This is a genomic window from Bacillus sp. FSL W8-0519 (assembly GCF_038005585.1).
In the GTDB taxonomy this organism is placed as follows: Bacteria; Bacillota; Bacilli; order Bacillales; family Bacillaceae_G; genus Bacillus_A; species Bacillus_A paranthracis.
On record NZ_JBBOTL010000001.1, the window covers coordinates 110,781 to 129,785 of the forward strand.

The window sequence follows — 19,005 nt, forward strand, 5'->3', positions numbered from 1 at the left end:
TCCAATTCGCAACCTTTATTATCGTAAATGATTATCGTTTTTAAATAAATGGGTGGCGCGCATCCTCAGGTTATACCTGAAAATAAGCGTAAACGTGGGAGGTTATTCCGCTAAAACCACATTCGAGGAGGAAATAAAAATGGCTAAAAGAGGTAAAAAGTACGTAGAAGCTGCAAAGCTTGTTGATCGTGCAGCTGCTTACTCTGCAACAGAAGCAGTAGAATTAGTAAAGAAAACAAACACAGCTAAATTTGATGCAACTGTAGAAGCTGCATTCCGTTTAGGTGTTGACCCTAAGAAAGCTGACCAACAAATCCGTGGTGCAGTTGTTCTTCCACACGGTACTGGTAAAGTACAACGTGTATTAGTGTTCGCTAAAGGTGAAAAAGCTAAAGAAGCTGAAGCTGCTGGAGCTGACTTCGTAGGCGATGCTGATTACATCGGTAAAATCCAACAAGGTTGGTTCGATTTCGATGTAGTAGTAGCAACTCCTGACATGATGGGTGAAGTTGGTAAACTTGGTCGCGTATTAGGACCTAAAGGTTTAATGCCAAACCCTAAAACTGGAACAGTTACTTTCGATGTAACTAAAGCTGTTAACGAAATCAAAGCTGGTAAAGTTGAATACCGCGTTGATAAAGCTGGTAACATCCACGTTCCAATCGGTAAAGTATCTTTCGAAGATGCTAAATTAGTAGAAAACTTCAGAACAATCGCTGACACTTTACAAAAAGTTAAGCCAGCTGCTGCAAAAGGTACTTACATGAAGAACGTAACAGTTGCTTCTACAATGGGACCTGGCGTACGTGTAGACGTTTCTACATTAGCGTAAATTTTGGAAGTTGACTTCATAAAGAAGTTTTAATATAATCATTTATGTTGTGAATTTAATTAGTGTACCGTAGACAGTAGGTGTCAATAGACTTAATTTCCTACCTAGGTGTTAATATACGAAGCGGAATTTTTTTCTGTGACTATATGCCTCCATGTCTACAAGTTGGGCATGGAGGTTTTTAGTGCACTTTCGGTACATCTTCTATATAATCTACAGGAGGTGTAATAACATGAGCAAAGTAATCGAAACTAAACAACAAGTTGTAACTGAAATCGCGGACAAACTTCGCGCTAGTAAATCTACAATCGTTGTTGACTACCGTGGTTTAACAGTTTCTGAAGCAACAGAATTACGTAAGCAATTACGTGAAGCTGGCGTTGAGTTCAAAGTTTACAAAAACTCTCTAACTCGTCGTGCTGCAGAATCTGCTGAAATGGCTGAGTTAAATGAATTCTTAACAGGACCAAACGCAATCGCGTTCAGTAACGAGGATGTAGTTGCTCCTGCGAAAGTATTAAACGACTTCGCTAAAGATCATGAAGCTTTAGAAATTAAAGCAGGCGTAATCGAAGGTAAACTTGTAACACTTGATGAGGTTAAAGCTATCGCTACTCTTCCATCACGTGAAGGCTTACTTTCTATGCTTCTTAGCGTTCTTCAAGCTCCAATCCGTAACCTTGCACTTGCTACTAAAGCAGTTGCAGACCAAAAGGAAGAGCAAGGCGCTTAATTTTTTAAAAGATAATTACGTATTATCGATAAAACAATACAAACCTATTTAAGGGAGGATATTTACAATGACTAAAGAACAAATCATTGAAGCAGTTAAATCTATGACTGTATTAGAACTTAACGACTTAGTAAAAGCTATCGAGGAAGAATTCGGCGTAACTGCTGCTGCTCCTGTAGCTGTTGCTGGTGGCGCTGGAGAAGCTGCTGCTGAGAAAACTGAATTTGATGTGGAACTAACTAGCGCTGGTGCACAAAAAATCAAAGTTATCAAAGTTGTTCGTGAAATCACTGGTCTTGGCTTAAAAGAAGCTAAAGAATTAGTTGACAACACTCCAAAAGTAATCAAAGAAGCTGCTGCTAAAGAAGAAGCTGAAGAAATCAAAGCTAAACTTGAAGAAGTTGGCGCTGCTGTAGAAGTTAAGTAATTAACTTTTGATGCTTTAAAAAAAGCTCGCTCTCATGCGAGCTTTTTTTTTAACTGTAAAGAAAAGAGGTGGCCATATGGCAGACCATTATTTTTCTAATGACCCTTCTAGTAAAAGTGATCGTAAGCGATGGGAATTTACGCTTCGTGGATCTCAATTTACTTTCTTATCTGACCGTGGGGTGTTCTCGAAAAACGAAGTGGACTTTGGTTCTCGTCTTTTAATTGAAGCGTTTCAAGTGCCAGATATTAAAGGTGACATATTAGACGTAGGTTGTGGATATGGACCAATTGGTTTATCGTTGGCGAAAGAGTTTCAAGACCGTAAAGTTCACATGGTGGATGTGAATGAAAGGGCACTTGAGCTTGCGAAAGAAAATGCCGCTAACAATAGAATTGGAAATGTGCACATTTTTCAAAGTAGCGTCTATGAAAATGTAGATGGTATGTATGCTGCTATTCTATCTAATCCTCCAATTCGTGCAGGTAAAGATATCGTGCATGAGATTTTAGAAAAAGCTATAGAACATTTAGTTCCAGGTGGGGAGTTGTGGATTGTTATTCAAAAGAAACAAGGTGCACCATCTGCGCTGAAGAAACTAGAAGAAGTATTTTCTGAAGTCGAAGTTGTAGAAAAGAAAAAAGGATATTATATCATAAAATCAAAAAAACGTTGACGGTTATTTTTGGCTATGTTAACATTATACAATGCCAATATATGATTTTCTGCGTTGAGAAAGATGTATATTTTTGTTTCTCTTGGAAAAGATAGTAAAATCAGCAGATTATGAAACAGAATGATGGTTTTCTTATAGAAGCCATTTTTCTTTTTTGAACAGGTAGAAAGACTCAACGTATTTATCTTTAAGAGAAAAAGACTACGCTAAATAGCAGTAGTTGTATTTATTTGTGATTTTGCACAAATTTTTTTGTGCATTTATAATACTCATGATTTGAGGGGTGAAGCAGTTGACAGGTCAACTAGTTCAATACGGACGCCACCGCCAACGAAGAAGTTATGCCCGTATTAGTGAAGTATTAGAGTTACCAAATCTTATCGAAATTCAAACCTCTTCTTATCAGTGGTTTCTTGATGAGGGTTTGCGAGAAATGTTCCAAGACATTTCTCCGATTGAAGACTTTACGGGAAATCTATCGCTTGAATTTATCGACTACAGCTTAGGTGAACCTAAATACTCTGTAGACGAATGCAAAGAGCGTGATGTGACGTATGCAGCACCACTTCGTGTAAAAGTGCGTCTAATCAACAAGGAAACTGGTGAAGTAAAAGAACAAGATGTGTTCATGGGAGATTTCCCACTCATGACAGAGACTGGAACATTCGTAATTAACGGTGCAGAACGTGTTATCGTTTCCCAGTTAGTTCGCTCTCCAAGCGTATACTATAGTGGCAAAGTGGATAAAAACGGAAAACGTGGTTTTACTGCTACTGTAATTCCAAACCGCGGAGCTTGGTTAGAGTATGAGACAGATGCTAAGGATGTTGTATATGTGCGTATTGACCGTACGCGTAAACTTCCTGTAACTGTTTTGTTACGCGCATTAGGGTTTGGCTCTGATCAAGAAATCACCGAGCTTTTAGGTGATAACGAATACTTAAGCAACACATTAGAAAAAGACAACACAGATAGCACAGAAAAAGCATTGCTTGAAATTTATGAGCGTCTACGTCCTGGTGAACCACCAACAGTAGAAAATGCTAAGAGCTTACTTGTGTCTCGTTTCTTTGATCCAAAGCGCTACGATTTAGCAAATGTAGGTCGCTACAAGATCAACAAAAAGTTACACATTAAAAACAGATTGTTTAATCAACGTTTAGCTGAAACATTAGTGGATCCAGAAACTGGTGAAATTTTAGCGGCAGAAGGAACAATCTTAGATCGTCGTACACTTGATCGCATTTTACCTTACTTAGAGAAAAACATTGGATTCAAAACAGCGAAACCAATGGGTGGAGTGGTAGAAGGCGATGTTGAGCTGCAATCTATTAAGATTTATGCTCCTGAGTCAGAAGGCGAGCGCGTAATTAACGTAATTGGTAATGCAAATATTACTCGCGATGTAAAACACATCACACCAGGTGATATCCTTGCTTCTATCAGTTACTTCTTCAACCTACTATACAAAGTAGGGGATACAGATGATATCGACCACTTAGGAAACCGTCGTCTGCGTTCTGTTGGAGAACTATTACAAAATCAATTCCGTATCGGTCTTTCTCGTATGGAACGTGTTGTTCGTGAGAGAATGTCGATCCAAGATACAAATGCAATTACACCACAGGCATTAATTAATATTCGTCCTGTTATTGCATCTATTAAAGAGTTCTTCGGAAGTTCTCAGTTATCTCAGTTCATGGACCAAACAAACCCATTAGCAGAGTTAACTCACAAACGAAGACTATCTGCATTAGGACCTGGTGGTTTAACGCGTGAGCGCGCAGGCTTTGAAGTACGTGACGTTCACTACTCTCACTATGGTCGTATGTGTCCGATTGAAACACCAGAGGGACCAAACATCGGTTTGATTAACTCATTATCTTCATTCGCGAAAGTAAATGAGTTTGGTTTCATTGAAACACCATACCGTCGTGTTGACCCAGAAACTGGTCTTGTAACAGGGCATGTTGATTATTTAACAGCAGATGAAGAAGATAATTATGTTGTAGCCCAAGCGAATATGAAATTATCTGAAGAAGGAGAATTCCTTGATGAAGATATCGTAGCTCGTTTCCGTGGTGAAAACATTGTCACAAATAAAGAACGCATCGACTACATGGATGTATCACCAAAACAAGTAGTGTCGGCAGCGACAGCTTGTATTCCGTTCTTAGAAAACGATGACTCTAACCGCGCACTTATGGGAGCGAACATGCAACGTCAGGCGGTTCCGTTAATGAATCCGGAATCACCGATTGTAGGTACAGGTATGGAGTACGTATCAGCAAAAGACTCAGGTGCTGCAGTAATCTGTAAACACCCTGGTATTGTTGAGCGCGTAGAAGCACGTGAAGTTTGGGTACGTCGCTATGTAGAAGTTGACGGTCAAACAGTAAAAGGCGACTTAGATCGCTACAAAATGCAAAAATTCATTCGTTCTAACCAAGGAACTTGCTACAACCAACGTCCAATCGTAAGTGTTGGAAATGAAGTTGTAAAAGGTGAAATCCTTGCGGATGGTCCTTCTATGGAATTAGGTGAACTAGCACTTGGACGTAACGTGCTTGTTGGCTTCATGACTTGGGACGGTTATAACTACGAGGATGCGATCATTATGAGTGAGCGCCTTGTAAAAGATGATGTGTATACTTCTATTCATATTGAAGAATATGAGTCAGAAGCTCGTGATACGAAGCTTGGACCAGAAGAAATCACACGTGATATTCCAAACGTTGGGGAAGATGCATTACGTAACCTTGACGAGCGCGGTATCATTCGCGTTGGTGCGGAAGTAAAAGATGGAGATTTACTTGTTGGTAAAGTAACACCTAAAGGTGTAACAGAATTAACAGCTGAAGAACGTCTATTACATGCTATCTTTGGAGAAAAAGCGCGTGAAGTACGTGATACATCACTACGTGTACCACACGGTGGTGGCGGTATTATCTTAGACGTAAAAGTATTCAACCGTGAAGATGGCGACGAATTGCCACCAGGCGTGAATCAACTTGTGCGTGCATATATCGTTCAAAAACGTAAAATCTCTGAAGGTGACAAGATGGCCGGACGTCACGGTAACAAAGGTGTTATCTCTCGTATTTTACCAGAAGAAGATATGCCTTACTTACCAGACGGTACGCCAATCGATATCATGTTAAACCCATTAGGGGTACCATCTCGTATGAATATCGGTCAGGTATTAGAGCTTCATCTTGGTATGGCAGCAAGATACCTTGGCATTCACATTGCAACACCAGTATTCGATGGTGCTCGTGAGGAAGATGTTTGGGGCACAATTGAAGAAGCTGGTATGGCAAATGACGCGAAAACAATCCTGTATGACGGACGTACTGGTGAACCATTCGATAACCGTGTATCTGTTGGTGTCATGTATATGATCAAACTTGCGCACATGGTTGACGATAAACTTCATGCTCGTTCTACTGGACCATACTCACTTGTAACGCAGCAGCCTCTTGGAGGTAAAGCTCAGTTCGGTGGACAGCGTTTCGGTGAGATGGAGGTTTGGGCACTTGAAGCTTACGGTGCTGCTTATACTCTTCAAGAAATCTTAACAGTGAAGTCTGATGATGTTGTTGGACGTGTTAAGACGTATGAAGCAATTGTTAAAGGCGAAAATGTTCCAGAACCAGGCGTTCCTGAATCATTCAAAGTATTGATTAAAGAGCTGCAAAGTTTAGGTATGGACGTTAAAATGATGTCTAGCGACGATACAGAAATTGAAATGCGTGATACGGAAGATGACGATGATCATCAATCAGCAGACAAATTGAATGTCGAAGTTGAGACAACTAAGGAATAATTGGGATAACCTGTAGACTAAAAGGGAGGTAGGCCCCTTGATAGATGTAAATAACTTTGAATATATGAAGATTGGACTTGCTTCACCTGACAAGATTCGTTCTTGGTCATACGGTGAAGTTAAGAAACCAGAAACAATTAACTATCGTACGTTAAAGCCTGAAAAAGATGGCTTGTTCTGTGAGCGTATTTTCGGACCACAAAAGGACTGGGAATGTCATTGCGGAAAATACAAACGTGTACGTTATAAAGGTGTAGTTTGTGATCGATGTGGTGTTGAAGTAACGCGTGCGAAAGTACGTCGTGAACGTATGGGTCATATCGAATTAGCTGCTCCTGTATCTCATATTTGGTATTTCAAAGGTATCCCGAGCCGCATGGGACTTGTCTTAGACATGTCCCCTCGCGCGCTTGAAGAAGTAATTTATTTCGCTTCTTATGTTGTAACAGAAAGTGGAGATACACCACTTGATAAGAAGCAATTACTTTCTGAAAAAGAATACCGTGCATATCGTGATCGATATGGTAGCACATTCCAAGCTGCTATGGGTGCAGAAGCGATTAAAAAGCTATTACAAGACATCGATTTAGATAAAGAAGTAGACTTCTTAAAAGAAGAATTAAAAACAGCACAAGGACAACGCCGTACTCGTGCTATTAAACGTCTAGAAGTATTAGAAGCATTCCGTAACTCTGGAAATGAGCCATCTTGGATGATCTTAGATGTTCTACCAGTAATCCCACCAGAACTACGCCCAATGGTACAGTTAGATGGTGGACGTTTTGCTACTTCTGACTTAAACGACTTATACCGTCGTGTAATTAACCGTAACAACCGTTTAAAACGTCTATTGGACTTAGGTGCACCAAGCATTATCGTTCAAAACGAAAAACGTATGTTACAAGAAGCTGTAGACGCATTAATCGATAATGGTCGTCGTGGCCGTCCAGTTACTGGACCAGGTAACCGTCCATTAAAATCACTATCTCACATGCTTAAAGGTAAACAAGGACGTTTCCGTCAAAACTTATTAGGTAAACGTGTTGACTACTCTGGTCGTTCTGTAATCGTTGTAGGACCGAACTTAAAGATGTATCAATGTGGATTACCGAAAGAGATGGCGCTTGAATTGTTCAAACCTTTCGTAATGAAAGAGTTAGTTGAAAAAGGATTAGCACACAACATTAAGAGTGCGAAACGTAAAATCGAGCGTGTACAACCTGAAGTTTGGGACGTTTTAGAATCTGTGATTAAAGAACATCCAGTACTTCTAAACCGCGCACCAACACTTCACCGTCTTGGTATTCAGGCGTTTGAACCTACATTAGTAGAAGGTCGCGCAATCCGTCTTCACCCACTTGTATGTACTGCATACAACGCGGACTTTGACGGTGACCAAATGGCCGTTCACGTACCTTTATCATCAGAAGCACAAGCAGAAGCTCGTCTTCTTATGTTAGCGGCACAAAACATCTTGAACCCGAAAGACGGTAAACCAGTTGTTACTCCATCTCAGGATATGGTATTAGGTAACTACTACTTAACACTTGAGCGTGAAGGTGCAATCGGTGAAGGTATGGTCTTCAAAGATGCGAACGAAGCATTACTTGCATACCAAAATGGATATGTACATCTTCATACACGTGTTGCAGTAGCTGCAAGCGCAGTAAACAACGCAACATTTACTGAAGAGCAGAAGAGTATGCTTCTATTAACAACAGTTGGTAAATTAATATTTAACGAAATCTTACCAGAGTCGTTCCCTTATATTAATGAACCAACAAATTCAAACCTTGAAAAAGAAACACCAGCGAAATATTTCGTTGAAAAAGGTGCGAACATTAAAGAGATTATTGCTAGTCGCGAAGAAGTGGCGCCATTCAGCAAGAAAATCCTTGGTAACATCATTGCGGAAGTGTTTAAACGTTTCAAAATTACAGAAACGTCTCGCATGCTTGACCGTATGAAAAACTTAGGATTCAAGTACTCTACAAAAGCTGGTATTACAGTTGGGGTATCTGACATTCTTGTATTAGGTGAAAAAGATGAAATTCTCCACGAAGCACAAGCAAAAGTAGATAATGTAATTAAACAATTCCGTCGCGGTTTAATCACGGAAGAAGAACGTTACGATCGCGTTATCTCTATTTGGAGTAATGCAAAAGATGTTATCCAAGGAAAACTGATGAAGTCCTTGAATAAACGCAACCCAATCTTCATGATGAGTGATTCCGGTGCCCGTGGTAACGCATCGAACTTTACTCAGCTTGCTGGTATGCGTGGTCTGATGGCCAATCCATCTGGTCGTATCATCGAACTTCCAATCAAATCAAGTTTCCGTGAAGGTTTAACAGTACTTGAGTACTTCATCTCTACGCATGGTGCGCGTAAAGGTCTTGCCGATACAGCACTGAAAACTGCCGATTCTGGTTACTTAACACGTCGTCTTGTTGACGTTGCACAAGATGTAATCGTTCGTGAAGATGATTGTGGAACAGATCGCGGTTTATTAATTGGTGCGATTAAAGAGGGTAATGAAGTTATTGAGTCATTATATGATCGTCTTGTTGGACGTTTTGCAAGAAAAACTGTAAAACATCCTGAAACAGGTGAAGTATTAGTTGCTGAAAATCAATTAATTACTGAAGATATCGCTCATATCGTTGAAAATTCGGGTGTTGAAACTGTAAACATTCGTTCAGCGTTTACGTGTAACACTCGCCATGGTGTATGTAAGAAGTGTTACGGTCGTAACTTAGCAACTGGAACAGACGTAGAAGTAGGGGAAGCGGTAGGTATTATCGCAGCTCAATCTATCGGTGAGCCAGGTACACAGTTAACGATGCGTACGTTCCATACAGGTGGGGTTGCCGGAGATGATATCACTCAAGGTTTACCTCGTATCCAAGAGATCTTCGAAGCTCGTAATCCGAAAGGTCAGGCTGTTATCAGTGAAATCGACGGTGTTATCGCAGCGATCAACGATGTTAAAGATCGCCAAGAAGTAGTTGTACAGGGTGAAGTTGAAGCTCGTACGTATGCTATTCCTTACGGTGCTCGTCTGAAAGTAATTCCAGGACAGAAAATTAGCCACGGTAAAGAGTTAACAGAAGGTTCTATCGATCCGAAAGAATTACTAAAAGTAACGGACATTACGGCAGTTCAAGAATACTTATTACGTGAAGTTCAAAAAGTATACCGTATGCAAGGGGTAGAAATTGGTGACAAACACGTAGAAGTAATGGTACGCCAAATGTTACGTAAAGTACGTGTGAGTGATGCAGGTGAAACAGATGTATTACCAGGAACATTACTAGATATCCATCAGTTTACTGATGCGAATGCGAAGGTGTTACTGCAAGGTAAACAACCAGCAACAGCTAGACCAGTTCTACTTGGTATTACAAAAGCTTCACTTGAAACAGATTCATTCTTATCTGCAGCATCGTTCCAAGAAACAACTCGTGTCTTAACTGATGCAGCGATTAAGGGTAAACGCGATGAGCTTCTAGGATTGAAAGAAAATGTTATTATCGGTAAACTTGTTCCTGCTGGAACAGGTATGAATCGTTATCGCAAAGTGGATCTTGTTAAAACAACACAAGATGACATGAATGTAGAAAACGATGAAGTTTATGTGGAACAGTAAAATTTTCCGTCGTAAATTTTGTATAAAAACAGTTAATCCTAGTTGACATTGTATGAGTCAAAATGTTACTATAAGCAAGGTTGCTCCTGAACGATGCTTTGGAGGATATTTATATGTCTTATCAAAAAGTGTCAAATGCTGAAAATGTAGTCGTTGGTCATAAACGTACATTGGAAGCAATCAAAAATGGTATAGTTAAAGAAGTTGTCATTGCAGAAGATGCTGATATGCGGTTAACCCATGTTATCATTCGCACTGCATTGCAACATAACATACCCATAACCAAAGTTGAATCAGTTCGTAAACTTGGAAAAGTTGCGGGGATTCAAGTGGGAGCTTCAGCAATAGGAATAATAAGTTAAAACTGTTTTTGTGAGGAGAGAGCATTTGCTCTCCCTTGCAAAAACTTTGTTTTCAACTAATAATGAACCACCTGGATATGTGGTCATACAAACATGCGAAGGGAGGATAATCAAATGCCTACTATTAACCAATTAGTGAGAAATGGTCGTACTGATAAAGTATGGAAATCTAAATCACCTGCGTTAAACAAAGGTTTTAACTCTTTAAAGAAAAAATCAACTGATATCTCTGCACCTCAAAAACGTGGTGTATGTACTCGTGTTGGTACAATGACTCCAAAGAAACCTAACTCAGCGTTACGTAAATATGCTCGTGTTCGTTTAACAAATGGTATTGAGGTAACAGCATACATCCCAGGTATCGGTCACAACTTACAAGAGCACAGCGTAGTATTAATTCGCGGTGGTCGTGTAAAAGACTTACCAGGGGTACGTTACCACATCGTTCGTGGTGCGCTTGATACAGCTGGTGTTGACAAGCGTATGCAAGGCCGTTCTAAATACGGTACTAAAAAGCCTAAAGCGGCTAAGAAATAATAACTTTTTAATGAAAGGAGGAACTCAATATGCCTCGTAAAGGACCTGTTGCAAAACGTGACGTGTTACCAGATCCAATGTACAATTCGAAGCTAGTAACACGCCTTATCAACAAAATGATGGTTGACGGTAAAAAAGGTAAATCTCAAACAATTCTTTATAATGCGTTCGATATCGTAAGCGAACGTACTGGTAAAGAGCCAATGGAAGTATTCGAGCAAGCTCTTAAGAACATTATGCCTGTTCTTGAAGTACGCGCTCGTCGTGTTGGTGGTGCTAACTACCAAGTTCCAGTTGAGGTTCGTCCAGAACGCCGTACAACTTTAGGTCTTCGTTGGTTAGTAAACTACGCTCGTCTTCGTGGTGAAAAAACTATGGAAGAGCGTCTTGCTAACGAAATCTTAGATGCAGCTAACAACGCTGGTGCATCTGTTAAGAAACGTGAAGACACTCATAAAATGGCAGAAGCTAACAAAGCATTTGCTCATTACCGTTGGTAGGATTCAACGTAAAATAAATGTAAGCATAAACCGCTTTATTTGTCGCTTATGGAAGTGTGGAGAGGGAGAATGCCTCTCCCTTTCGTTGGGCGCTCGTTTTACATAATGAGGGTACTGGACATACTGACATGTGTAACAATATAAAGTGGCTTTTTTGCTACTTAAAATAAAAAATCCAATCCATATATGGAAGGAGCAAGACACCAAATGGCAAGAGAGTTCTCTTTAGAAAACACTCGTAATATTGGTATCATGGCTCACATCGATGCTGGTAAAACAACAGCTACTGAGCGTATTCTGTACTACACAGGACGTATTCACAAAATCGGTGAAACTCACGAAGGTGCATCTCAGATGGACTGGATGGAGCAAGAGCAAGAGCGTGGTATCACAATTACTTCTGCTGCAACTACAGCACAATGGAAAGGTCACCGTGTAAACATCATTGACACTCCAGGTCACGTAGATTTCACAGTAGAAGTAGAACGTTCTTTACGCGTACTTGATGGCGCAGTAGCAGTACTTGATGCACAATCTGGTGTAGAACCACAAACAGAAACTGTTTGGCGTCAGGCTACTACTTACGGCGTACCTCGTATCGTATTCGTTAACAAAATGGATAAAATCGGTGCAGATTTCTTATACTCTGTAGGAACAATCCACGATCGTTTACAAGCAAACGCACACCCAATTCAGTTACCAATCGGTGCTGAAGATGAGTTCAATGGTATCATTGATCTTGTTGAAGAATGTGCTTACATGTACGGTAACGATTTAGGAACAGACATTCAACGTGTTGAAATTCCTGAAGAGCATAAAGAACTAGCTGAAGAATACCGTGGAAAACTTATTGAAGCGGTAGCTGAGCTTGATGAAGAAATGATGATGAAGTACCTAGAAGGTGAAGAAATCACTGTAGAAGAGCTTAAAGCTGGTATCCGTAAGGCTACAACTTCTGTAGAATTCTTCCCAGTAATCTGTGGTTCTGCATTCAAAAACAAAGGTGTTCAAATTCTGTTAGACGCAGTTATCGACTACCTACCATCTCCATTAGATGTACCTGCAATCAAAGGTACTCTTCCGGATACAGATGAAGAAGTAGAACGTAAGTCTAGCGATGAAGAGCCTTTCTCAGCTCTAGCATTCAAAATCATGACTGACCCTTATGTTGGTAAGTTAACATTCTTCCGTGTGTACTCTGGTGTGTTAAACTCTGGATCATACGTGAAAAACTCAACTAAAGGTAAGCGTGAGCGTGTAGGTCGTATCCTACAAATGCACGCTAACAGCCGTGAAGAGATCTCAACAGTTTACGCTGGTGATATCGCTGCTGCTGTAGGTTTAAAAGATACTACTACTGGTGATACTCTTTGTGACGAGAAGAGCCTTGTTATCCTTGAGTCTATGGAATTCCCAGAGCCAGTTATCTCTGTAGCTATCGAACCAAAATCAAAAGCTGACCAAGATAAAATGGGTACAGCATTATCTAAGCTTTCTGAAGAAGATCCAACATTCCGTGCTCACACTGACCAAGAAACTGGCCAAACAATCATCGCTGGTATGGGTGAACTTCACCTTGATATCATCGTTGACCGTATGCGCCGTGAGTTCAAAGTTGAAGCAAACGTTGGTGCTCCTCAGGTAGCATACCGTGAGACTTTCCGCTCTGCTGCGAAAGTTGAAGGTAAGTTCGCTCGTCAATCTGGTGGACGTGGACAATTCGGTCACGTTTGGATTGAGTTTGAACCTAATGAAGAAGGTAAAGGATTCGAATTCGAAAACAAGATCGTCGGTGGTGTTGTTCCACGTGAATACATCCCAGCTGTAGGCGCAGGTCTTGAAGATGCACTTAAAAATGGTGTACTTGCTGGATATCCAGTAGTAGACATTAAAGCTGCATTAGTTGACGGATCTTACCATGATGTCGATTCATCTGAGATGGCGTTCAAAATCGCTGCATCTATGGCACTTAAAGCTGCGGTTTCTAAATGTAACCCAGTAATTCTTGAGCCAATGATGAAAGTTGAAGTTGTAATTCCTGAAGAGTACATGGGTGACATTATGGGTGACGTAACATCTCGTCGTGGACGTGTAGAAGGTATGGAAGCTCGCGGTAACGCTCAAGTTGTTCGCGCTATGGTTCCACTTTCTGAAATGTTCGGTTATGCAACGTCATTACGTTCTAACACTCAAGGACGCGGAACATTCTCTATGGTGTTTGATCACTATGAAGAAGTACCAAAGTCTGTTTCTGAAGAAATTATCAAAAAAAATAAAGGTGAATAATTGATTTTTATCGATTCTTCACGTATAACTACTTATGTAAGCTTAGAAAGTGGGACGCAAGTTTCGCTTTCTAGCCTAAATATAAAATAACCTATATAAACTAAGGAGGAATTTAGAATGGCTAAAGCTAAATTCGAACGTTCTAAACCCCATGTTAACATCGGTACAATCGGCCACGTTGACCATGGTAAAACTACATTAACTGCTGCGATCACTACAGTACTTGCAAAAGCTGGTGGTGCTGAAGCACGCGGATACGATCAAATCGATGCTGCTCCAGAAGAAAGAGAGCGCGGTATCACAATCTCAACTGCACACGTTGAGTACGAAACTGAAACTCGTCACTATGCACACGTTGACTGCCCAGGTCACGCTGACTATGTTAAAAACATGATCACTGGTGCTGCTCAAATGGACGGCGGTATCTTAGTAGTATCTGCTGCTGATGGCCCAATGCCTCAAACTCGTGAGCACATCCTTCTTTCTCGTCAAGTAGGTGTACCTTACATCGTTGTATTCTTAAACAAATGCGACATGGTAGACGACGAAGAATTATTAGAATTAGTAGAAATGGAAGTTCGCGACCTATTATCTGAATACGGATTCCCAGGCGATGACATTCCTGTAATCAAAGGTTCTGCTCTTAAAGCTCTTCAAGGAGAAGCTGATTGGGAAGCAAAAATCATTGAATTAATGGCTGAAGTTGATGCTTACATCCCAACTCCAGAACGTGAAACTGACAAACCATTCTTAATGCCTGTAGAGGATGTATTCTCTATCACAGGTCGTGGTACAGTTGCTACTGGTCGTGTTGAGCGCGGTATCGTTAAAGTTGGTGACGTTGTAGAAATCATCGGTCTTGCTGAAGAAAATGCTTCTACAACTGTAACTGGTGTAGAAATGTTCCGTAAACTTCTTGACCAAGCTCAAGCTGGTGACAACATCGGTGCTTTACTTCGTGGGGTTGCTCGTGAAGACATCCAACGTGGACAAGTACTTGCAAAAAGCGGTTCTGTAAAAGCTCACGCTAAATTCAAAGCTGAAGTTTTCGTATTATCTAAAGAAGAAGGTGGACGTCACACTCCATTCTTCGCTAACTACCGTCCACAGTTCTACTTCCGTACAACTGACGTAACTGGTATCATCCAATTACCAGAAGGTACTGAAATGGTAATGCCTGGTGACAACGTAGAAATGACTATCGAACTTATCGCTCCAATCGCTATCGAAGAGGGAACTAAATTCTCTATTCGTGAAGGTGGACGTACAGTAGGTTACGGCGTAGTTGCTACTATCGTTGAGTAATCTTAACTGATATAAAAAACCCCGAGGGATTTTCCCTTGGGGTTTTTGTTTGCATTTATATAATGAACAAAATGATTGTTTCATGTTTTGACGAGTTTCTTCTATAATAATGTGAAATCATTAAAACCGAAATCCAGAAACTGTAAAATGAATTCTGCTAGATGAAAACTTGAAATTCTTTAAAGTGCCATGTATAATAGCAAAAGTAGAGAAAAGCAGATGCAAACAAAAAGATGCTTGCATCTAGACGAATAACATTGTATAATAGACAATGTTGGTCTTTGACTGCGATGAAGTGGAAGGTTGCTGACACACCCGGCCGCTTTGCCATGGCATGGTGTGAGGAAATTTCCATGGAGAAGGTCTATTTTAGAAATAGGCGAACGAAGGAGGGAAAATAATGGCAAAAGAAAAAATTCGTATCCGTTTAAAAGCTTACGATCACCGTATTCTTGATCAGTCAGCTGAGAAAATTGTAGAAACAGCTAAGCGTTCTGGGGCAACAGTTTCTGGTCCGATCCCATTACCAACTGAAAAAACTGTTTACACAATTCTTCGTGCTGTTCATAAGTACAAAGATTCTCGTGAGCAATTCGAAATGCGCACGCACAAACGTCTAATCGACATCGTGAGTCCTACTCCACAAACAGTAGATTCATTAATGCGTTTAGACTTACCATCTGGTGTAGATATCGAAATCAAACTATAATTTATATAACTTAAAAATGTAGGAGGTGTAACTCATGACCAAAGGAATCTTAGGAAGAAAGATCGGTATGACTCAAGTATTTGCTGAGAACGGTGAGTTAATCCCAGTAACAGTTATCGCTGCTAATCCAAACGTTGTTCTTCAAAAGAAAACAACTGAAACTGATGGCTACAACGCAATTCAGTTAGGATTTGAAGATAAGCGTGAAAAGTTAACTAACAAACCTGAACAAGGCCACACTGCTAAAGCATCTACAACTCCTAAGCGCTTCATTCGCGAAATCCGCGATGCAGACGTGGACGGATTAGAGGTTGGTCAAGAGGTAAAAGTTGACGTATTCGCTACAGGTGAAATCGTTGATGTAACAGGAATTTCTAAAGGTAAAGGTTTCCAAGGTGTTATCAAACGCCACGGACAATCTCGCGGACCTATGTCTCATGGTTCTCGCTATCACCGTCGTCCAGGTTCAATGGGCCCAGTTGCTCCGAACCGTGTATTCAAAGGCAAAAAACTTGCTGGACGTATGGGTGGAGACCAAGTTACTATCCAAAACTTAGAAATCGTTCAAGTTGACACTGAGCGCAACTTATTACTAGTAAAAGGTAACGTTCCAGGTGCTAAGAAATCTCTTGTAGTTGTTCAAGGCGCTGTGAAGGTTAGCAAATAATTCACAATAGGAAGGAGGAATTCCAATGCCAAAAGTTACTGTATATAACCAAACTGGTTCACAGGTTGGTGAAATCGAATTAGCTGAAGCTATTTTCGGTATCGAACCAAATGAAGCTGTACTTTTCGAAGCTGTAATGATGCAACGTGCATCTTTACGTCAAGGTACACACAAAGTAAAAACTCGCTCTGAAGTTCGCGGTGGTGGTCGTAAACCATGGCGTCAAAAAGGAACTGGACGTGCTCGTCAAGGGTCTATCCGCTCTCCTCAATGGCGTGGTGGTGGTACGGTATTCGGACCTACACCAAGAAGCTATGCGTACAAACTTCCTAAGAAAGTTCGTCGTTTAGCAATCAAATCTGCATTAGCTACTAAAGTAGTTGAGAACAACATTGTAGTTCTTGAAGACCTAGTGTTAAATGCACCAAAAACAAAAGATATGCTAGCAGTACTTAAAGGATTAACTGTTGAGAAGAAAGCTCTTATCGTAACTGCTGATGCAAACGAATCTGTAGAGTTATCTGCTCGCAATATCCCTGGAGTAACAGTAATCACTGCTGATGGCGTAAACGTTTTAGACGTGCTTCATCATGATAAGCTAATCATGACAAAAGCGGCAGTGGAAAAAGTAGAGGAGGTGCTTGCATAATGAGAGATCCTCGTGATATCATTAAGCGCCCAGTTATCACTGAACGTTCTATGGAAATGATGGCTGAAAAAAAATACACGTTCGATGTGGACGTTAAATCTAATAAAACAGAAGTTAAAGATGCTCTAGAAGCGATCTTTGGTGTTAAAGTAGAAAAAGTGAACATCATGAACTACAAGCCGAAAGCAAAACGCGTTGGTCGTCACGCTGGTTTTACTAGCCGTCGTCGTAAAGCAATCGTTAAGCTAACTGCTGACAGCAAAGAAATCGAAATCTTCCAAGGCGTTTAATTCTTACTAAAGAAGGAGGGAAATTGAGATGGGAATTAAAAAGTATAATCCAACTACTAACGGTCGTCGTAACATGACTACGAATGATTTCGCTGAAATCACGACTGACAGACCCGAAAAGTCTTTACTTGCTCCTTTAAGCAAAAAGGCTGGTCGTAATAACCAAGGTAAAATCACTGTACGTCATCAAGGTGGCGGACATAAGCGTCAATACCGTATCATCGACTTCAAACGTAACAAAGATGGAATTCCAGGACGCGTTGCTACGATCGAATACGATCCAAACCGCTCTGCGAATATCGCATTAATTAACTACGTTGACGGTGAAAAACGTTACATTCTTGCTCCTAAGAACTTAGAAGTAGGTATGGAAATTATGTCTGGCGCTGAAGCTGACATTAAAATCGGTAACGCATTACCATTAATCAACATTCCAGTAGGTACTGTTGTTCATAACATCGAGCTTAAACCAGGTCGTGGTGGACAATTAGTTCGTTCTGCTGGTACATCTGCACAAGTACTTGGTAAAGAAGGTAAATACGTTCTTGTACGTTTAACTTCTGGTGAAGTGCGTCTTGTATTATCTGCTTGCCGTGCAACTGTAGGTCAAGTTGGTAACGAGTCACACGAACTTATCAAGATCGGTAAAGCTGGTCGCTCTCGCTGGTTAGGTAAGCGCCCAACTGTTCGTGGTTCTGTAATGAACCCAGTTGATCACCCACACGGTGGTGGTGAAGGACGTTCACCAATCGGACGTAAGTCTCCAATGTCTCCATGGGGTAAACCAACTCTTGGATTCAAAACTCGTAAGAAAAACAAAGCGTCTGACAAATTCATCGTTCGTCGTCGTAAAAAATAATGGGATTGTAGTACGGTTCACTTTGAGAACCGTACGGCAATCACGAAGGGAGGCACCAAAATGGCTCGTAGCTTGAAAAAAGGACCATTTGTCGATGATCATTTAATGAGTAAAATTGCAAAGCTAAATGAAACTGAGCAAAAGCAAGTTGTTAAAACTTGGTCTCGTCGTTCAACGATCTTCCCTCAGTTCATCGGTCACACAATCGCTGTATATGACGGTCGTAAACATGTACCTGTATATGTTACTGAAGACATGGTAGGCCACAAGTTAGGTGAATTCGCACCAACTCGTACGTATAAAGGTCATGATGCTGACGATAAGAAAACTAGAAGATAATGAGAGGAGGCACTTCAATGCAAGCTAAAGCAGTAGCGAGAACAGTTCGTATTGCTCCTCGTAAAGTTCGTTTAGTTGTAGACTTAATCCGAGGTAAGCAAGTGGGTGAAGCGATTGCTATCCTTAACCACACACCAAAAACTGCTTCTCCAGTTGTAGAAAAAGTTTTAAAATCTGCAATCGCAAATGCAGAGCACAATTATGAAATGGACATTAACAACCTAGTTGTTGAGAAAGTTTTCGTTGACGAAGGTCCAACGTTAAAACGTTTCCGTCCACGTGCAATGGGTCGTGCAAGCCAAATTAACAAACGCACAAGCCACATCACAGTTGTGGTATCAGAAAAGAAGGAGGGATAA

At 40.7% G+C, this 19,005-nt stretch carries 18 protein-coding genes and 1 other annotated feature; all 18 genes read left to right on the forward strand.

The annotated features are described in order from the left end of the window. Window positions 1-139 precede the first annotated feature (139 nt). The 18 genes from rplA (at window position 140) to rplV (ending at window position 19,005) form a co-directional block, all read left to right on the forward strand. Window positions 140-832: a 50S ribosomal protein L1 gene (gene rplA / locus NST14_RS00610; RefSeq protein WP_002020168.1), complete on the forward strand. Its 693-nt coding sequence runs from the start codon at window positions 140-142 to the stop codon at window positions 830-832. Window positions 833-881: 49 nt separating this feature from the next. After that, window positions 882-1,025: a sequence feature (ribosomal protein L10 leader region), on the forward strand. A gap of 39 nt (window positions 1,026-1,064) precedes the next feature. Then, window positions 1,065-1,565 carry a 50S ribosomal protein L10 gene (rplJ, locus tag NST14_RS00615; protein WP_000048716.1) on the forward strand — a complete coding sequence of 167 codons (501 nt, stop codon included), beginning with the start codon at window positions 1,065-1,067 and terminating at the stop codon, window positions 1,563-1,565. 67 nt (window positions 1,566-1,632) lie between these two features. Continuing rightward, a complete protein-coding gene (gene rplL, locus NST14_RS00620; RefSeq protein WP_000159736.1) occupies window positions 1,633-1,992 on the forward strand; it encodes a 50S ribosomal protein L7/L12 in 360 nt (119 codons plus the stop codon). Between the two features lie 76 nt (window positions 1,993-2,068). Further along, on the forward strand, window positions 2,069-2,668 hold the full coding sequence (locus NST14_RS00625) for a class I SAM-dependent methyltransferase (RefSeq protein WP_000763281.1): 600 nt from the start codon (window positions 2,069-2,071) through the stop codon (window positions 2,666-2,668). 292 nt (window positions 2,669-2,960) lie between these two features. After that, window positions 2,961-6,494 (forward strand): DNA-directed RNA polymerase subunit beta, encoded by a 3,534-nt coding sequence (gene rpoB / locus NST14_RS00630; RefSeq protein ID WP_000147554.1) that lies wholly within the window; start codon window positions 2,961-2,963, stop codon window positions 6,492-6,494. 37 nt (window positions 6,495-6,531) lie between these two features. Further along, window positions 6,532-10,143: a DNA-directed RNA polymerase subunit beta' gene (gene rpoC, locus NST14_RS00635; RefSeq protein ID WP_000567937.1), complete on the forward strand. Its 3,612-nt coding sequence runs from the start codon at window positions 6,532-6,534 to the stop codon at window positions 10,141-10,143. A gap of 113 nt (window positions 10,144-10,256) precedes the next feature. Then, window positions 10,257-10,505: a 50S ribosomal protein L7ae-like protein gene (locus NST14_RS00640; protein ID WP_000121830.1), complete on the forward strand. Its 249-nt coding sequence runs from the start codon at window positions 10,257-10,259 to the stop codon at window positions 10,503-10,505. A gap of 114 nt (window positions 10,506-10,619) precedes the next feature. Next, a complete protein-coding gene (gene rpsL, locus NST14_RS00645; RefSeq protein WP_001142340.1) occupies window positions 10,620-11,042 on the forward strand; it encodes a 30S ribosomal protein S12 in 423 nt (140 codons plus the stop codon). Window positions 11,043-11,071: 29 nt separating this feature from the next. Further along, window positions 11,072-11,542, forward strand: a complete 471-nt coding sequence (gene rpsG, locus NST14_RS00650) for a 30S ribosomal protein S7 (protein WP_001137493.1) — start codon at window positions 11,072-11,074, stop codon at window positions 11,540-11,542. Between the two features lie 207 nt (window positions 11,543-11,749). Beyond that, window positions 11,750-13,828, forward strand: coding sequence for an elongation factor G (fusA, locus tag NST14_RS00655; protein ID WP_000090373.1), 2,079 nt, complete (start codon window positions 11,750-11,752; stop codon window positions 13,826-13,828). Window positions 13,829-13,945: 117 nt separating this feature from the next. Next, window positions 13,946-15,133 carry an elongation factor Tu gene (gene tuf, locus NST14_RS00660; protein WP_001029615.1) on the forward strand — a complete coding sequence of 396 codons (1,188 nt, stop codon included), beginning with the start codon at window positions 13,946-13,948 and terminating at the stop codon, window positions 15,131-15,133. 400 nt (window positions 15,134-15,533) lie between these two features. Beyond that, a complete protein-coding gene (gene rpsJ, locus NST14_RS00665) occupies window positions 15,534-15,842 on the forward strand; it encodes a 30S ribosomal protein S10 (protein ID WP_001040596.1) in 309 nt (102 codons plus the stop codon). 34 nt (window positions 15,843-15,876) lie between these two features. Next, the gene (rplC, locus tag NST14_RS00670) at window positions 15,877-16,509 is read left to right on the forward strand and encodes a 50S ribosomal protein L3 (protein WP_000160207.1); all 633 of its coding nucleotides are present in this window, start codon (window positions 15,877-15,879) and stop codon (window positions 16,507-16,509) included. Window positions 16,510-16,534: 25 nt separating this feature from the next. Continuing rightward, window positions 16,535-17,158, forward strand: coding sequence for a 50S ribosomal protein L4 (rplD, locus tag NST14_RS00675; RefSeq protein WP_001127258.1), 624 nt, complete (start codon window positions 16,535-16,537; stop codon window positions 17,156-17,158). After that, the gene (rplW, locus tag NST14_RS00680) at window positions 17,158-17,448 is read left to right on the forward strand and encodes a 50S ribosomal protein L23 (protein ID WP_001205558.1); all 291 of its coding nucleotides are present in this window, start codon (window positions 17,158-17,160) and stop codon (window positions 17,446-17,448) included. The genes rplD and rplW overlap by 1 nt, the downstream gene beginning before the upstream one ends. Window positions 17,449-17,476: 28 nt before the next feature. Then, entirely contained in the window at window positions 17,477-18,307 is an 831-nt protein-coding gene (rplB, locus tag NST14_RS00685; protein WP_000511580.1) for a 50S ribosomal protein L2, read from the forward strand. Window positions 18,308-18,367: 60 nt separating this feature from the next. Then, window positions 18,368-18,646 carry a 30S ribosomal protein S19 gene (gene rpsS, locus NST14_RS00690; protein WP_000124453.1) on the forward strand — a complete coding sequence of 93 codons (279 nt, stop codon included), beginning with the start codon at window positions 18,368-18,370 and terminating at the stop codon, window positions 18,644-18,646. 17 nt (window positions 18,647-18,663) lie between these two features. After that, the gene (gene rplV, locus NST14_RS00695) at window positions 18,664-19,005 is read left to right on the forward strand and encodes a 50S ribosomal protein L22 (RefSeq protein WP_001148024.1); all 342 of its coding nucleotides are present in this window, start codon (window positions 18,664-18,666) and stop codon (window positions 19,003-19,005) included.

Bases quoted from the DNA above. Each gene is read 5' to 3' on its own strand.
- rpsS (WP_000124453.1), top strand. From the start codon at position 18,368: ATGGCTCGTAGCTTGAAAAAAGGACCATTTGTCGATGATCATTTAATG.
- tuf (WP_001029615.1), top strand. From the start codon at position 13,946: ATGGCTAAAGCTAAATTCGAACGTTCTAAACCCCATGTTAACATCGGT.
- rplV (WP_001148024.1), top strand. From the start codon at position 18,664: ATGCAAGCTAAAGCAGTAGCGAGAACAGTTCGTATTGCTCCTCGTAAA.
- rplB (WP_000511580.1), top strand. From the start codon at position 17,477: ATGGGAATTAAAAAGTATAATCCAACTACTAACGGTCGTCGTAACATG.
- rplL (WP_000159736.1), top strand. From the start codon at position 1,633: ATGACTAAAGAACAAATCATTGAAGCAGTTAAATCTATGACTGTATTA.
- rpsJ (WP_001040596.1), top strand. From the start codon at position 15,534: ATGGCAAAAGAAAAAATTCGTATCCGTTTAAAAGCTTACGATCACCGT.
- rplC (WP_000160207.1), top strand. From the start codon at position 15,877: ATGACCAAAGGAATCTTAGGAAGAAAGATCGGTATGACTCAAGTATTT.
- NST14_RS00625 (WP_000763281.1), top strand. From the start codon at position 2,069: ATGGCAGACCATTATTTTTCTAATGACCCTTCTAGTAAAAGTGATCGT.
- rplD (WP_001127258.1), top strand. From the start codon at position 16,535: ATGCCAAAAGTTACTGTATATAACCAAACTGGTTCACAGGTTGGTGAA.
- rpsL (WP_001142340.1), top strand. From the start codon at position 10,620: ATGCCTACTATTAACCAATTAGTGAGAAATGGTCGTACTGATAAAGTA.
- rpsG (WP_001137493.1), top strand. From the start codon at position 11,072: ATGCCTCGTAAAGGACCTGTTGCAAAACGTGACGTGTTACCAGATCCA.
- NST14_RS00640 (WP_000121830.1), top strand. From the start codon at position 10,257: ATGTCTTATCAAAAAGTGTCAAATGCTGAAAATGTAGTCGTTGGTCAT.
- rplA (WP_002020168.1), top strand. From the start codon at position 140: ATGGCTAAAAGAGGTAAAAAGTACGTAGAAGCTGCAAAGCTTGTTGAT.
- rplW (WP_001205558.1), top strand. From the start codon at position 17,158: ATGAGAGATCCTCGTGATATCATTAAGCGCCCAGTTATCACTGAACGT.
- rplJ (WP_000048716.1), top strand. From the start codon at position 1,065: ATGAGCAAAGTAATCGAAACTAAACAACAAGTTGTAACTGAAATCGCG.
- fusA (WP_000090373.1), top strand. From the start codon at position 11,750: ATGGCAAGAGAGTTCTCTTTAGAAAACACTCGTAATATTGGTATCATG.